Origin of the sequence: Clostridium sp., from assembly GCF_036569345.1 — a bacterium.
Lineage (GTDB): Bacteria > Bacillota > Clostridia > Clostridiales > Clostridiaceae > Clostridium_AD.
Genome location: NZ_DATCQT010000213.1, coordinates 1 through 2,459, shown reverse-complemented (window position 1 = coordinate 2,459; position 2,459 = coordinate 1). Strand labels below are relative to the sequence as shown.

At 28.0% G+C, this 2,459-nt stretch carries 3 protein-coding genes; all 3 read left to right on the top strand.

Annotated features, from left to right (window positions below; all coding sequences use genetic code 11):
• Window positions 1-24: 24 nt before the first annotated feature.
• Window positions 25-162, top strand: coding sequence for a hypothetical protein (locus VIM70_RS22505; protein ID WP_331948012.1), 138 nt, complete (start codon window positions 25-27; stop codon window positions 160-162).
• An 80-nt stretch (window positions 163-242) separates the two neighbouring features.
• Entirely contained in the window at window positions 243-1,703 is a 1,461-nt protein-coding gene (locus VIM70_RS22500) for a transposase (protein ID WP_331948011.1), read from the top strand.
• A gap of 321 nt (window positions 1,704-2,024) precedes the next feature.
• Complete coding sequence (locus VIM70_RS22495) at window positions 2,025-2,387, top strand: hypothetical protein (protein ID WP_331948010.1); 363 nt, start codon at window positions 2,025-2,027, stop codon at window positions 2,385-2,387.
• Window positions 2,388-2,459: the final 72 nt, after the last annotated feature.

Here is a 2,459-nt window from a genome sequence, read left to right as displayed (position 1 = left end):
ATAATTTAAGGAGGTGAAAAAACAATGAATTTTAATAATGGAAGTGATGATCAGAGCACTTTTAGAGTTGAATGTTTAATATGTCACTGTACAGAATGTACGATAAAACCTGATGGTGATTTTTGTTCTACTATTACTTGTGGCAATTCAGAGCCATATTAATTATACTACATATAAATAATGTTTTTCTTGACATATTATAACCAATGATATATACTTCATACATAGGAGGTGGAAAAACTATGAAAAAGAATACATCGACATTTGTTCTAACATTACCATTAGTCACAAGCATATCTGATAAATCGGCATTAGATAAATATTTTGAACTATCAAGAAAATACTACAATGCCGTTCTTGGGAAGTTACTGAAGAGACACTATTTAATGATTCAGAGTAAAAAATATATGGTTGCAAGTAAACTGCCAAAAGGCAAAGAACGTGATAGGTTGTTTAATGAATTAGAACGTGAATATGGAATAAAAGGAACTATGTTAAATAAACTGATTACGTCTCTAAGAACTAATGAGTTTAAAAGTCTTGGAAGTCATATAACTATTAAATTGCAATTGAGAGCGTCACTCGCGATAGACAGGTTAAAATATAAAGTTGCCAAAAAAATTAATTTTATTAAATATGCTGAGATGCGTTCTTTTGAGAGTTCAGATAATATACAAGGAATTAAATTTAGAGACAATGTGATTATATTTAACAAACTTAAATTACCAATAATAATTAATCGTAATGATATATATGCTCACATAGCACTACAAGACAGGGTAAAGTATTGTCGAATAAAAAGGGAATTTATAAAAGGAAAATACCATTATTATGTTCAGTTGATTTTAGAAGGTATTCCTCCCACTAAGTTCAACAAGAAAACTGGTGAGATTAGGCATTATATTAACGATGGATTTGTAGGTCTAGATATTGGTACACAAACTATTGGCATATGTTCTAATAGTGAGGTTAAATTATTAGAACTAGTTCCAGAAGTAAAAAATATTGAGAGACAGAAAAGGACATTGCAGAGGAAAATGGATAGATCAAGGATTATTACTAATCCAAACAAATATAATGAGAATAATACTATAAAAAATAACGACAATAGTAAATGGAATAAATCAAAACATTATATCAAAATTCAAATGAAATTTAAAGAGTTATTCCGCAAACAGAGAGAAATTAGAAAACAATCACATAATAAACTTGCCAATTATGTTTTAACATTGGGAAATAATATTAAAGTTGAAACAATGAATTATAAGGGATTGCAAGCAAGAGCTAAAAATACTACTATTAATGAAAAAACAGGAAAATTTAATAAGAAAAAACGCTTTGGTAAATCACTTGCCAATAAAGCTCCTTCAATGTTTTTAACAATTTTAGATAATAAACTTAAATGGATTGACAAAGAGTTGAAAAAGATAAATACTTGGAAAGTAAAGGCAAGTCAATATAATCATATTGAAGATAAATTTATTAAGAAAGAACTTAATGATCGATGGAATGACTTTGGAGATTTTAAGATTCAAAGAGATTTATATTCTAGTTTCTTAATTATGAATGTAAATGATGATTTAAGTAGTATCAATAAAGATTTATGCTTTAAAAAATTTCAGGAATTTAAGATTTTGCATGATATTGAAGTTAAAAGGTTGAAAAATCTAGTATTACCAGTAGCGTTAAAGAATGTAATTTAGGCTATAATTAAACGGTTTAGAATCGAACCGTATGCTATCGTTAATTTCTACAATGGTAGGATTGATAGTAAAAGTCTACGGATAATTAATTTAATGACTAAGATGTTGTAAGATGTAGACGAAATAAAATACCTACAAATGAGAGCTTAGAGACGAATTAATTAATGTAGAATCTGCATATTTTATTCGTGTAGAGATTCAGAAGAGGTGAACGATAACTCTTTACATTATTATACTAATGTGATATAATATTAATAAAGTAGTTAAAGGAGGTGAATAGATATTAATAGATTCGTCGGAAAATATACAGTTTTCAGTTGCATGAACTCAGACAACACTGTCAGTAAAAACTTAGATGATACATTTCTAAAAGGACATCATTCCTCAGAAATATATTTCCATAACTCCACAACAGTAGCAATTTACCTACCTAATGCCACAACAGTAAATTCTCTTATGAAAAAATTTAGTGAAGCTGGCATTACAGTTACCCAATACATAATGTGTGATGAGGCAGTTCTTCATTTCAATATCAATGACATAGACAGAGTACATAAGATCCTACGTTTCCAAATCAAAGGGAAGAATGAGCAACTTAAAATACAAAAGGAGAAAATCAAAACCGATAAATTAAAACTCAAACTAAAAGAAGCAAAGAAATTATCTAATACAACTAATAAATAATATATTACATATAGTAAAATGCAAATTAAACGCTCTAGAATCAACTCAAATTGTCTCAAGGTAAGATTATGA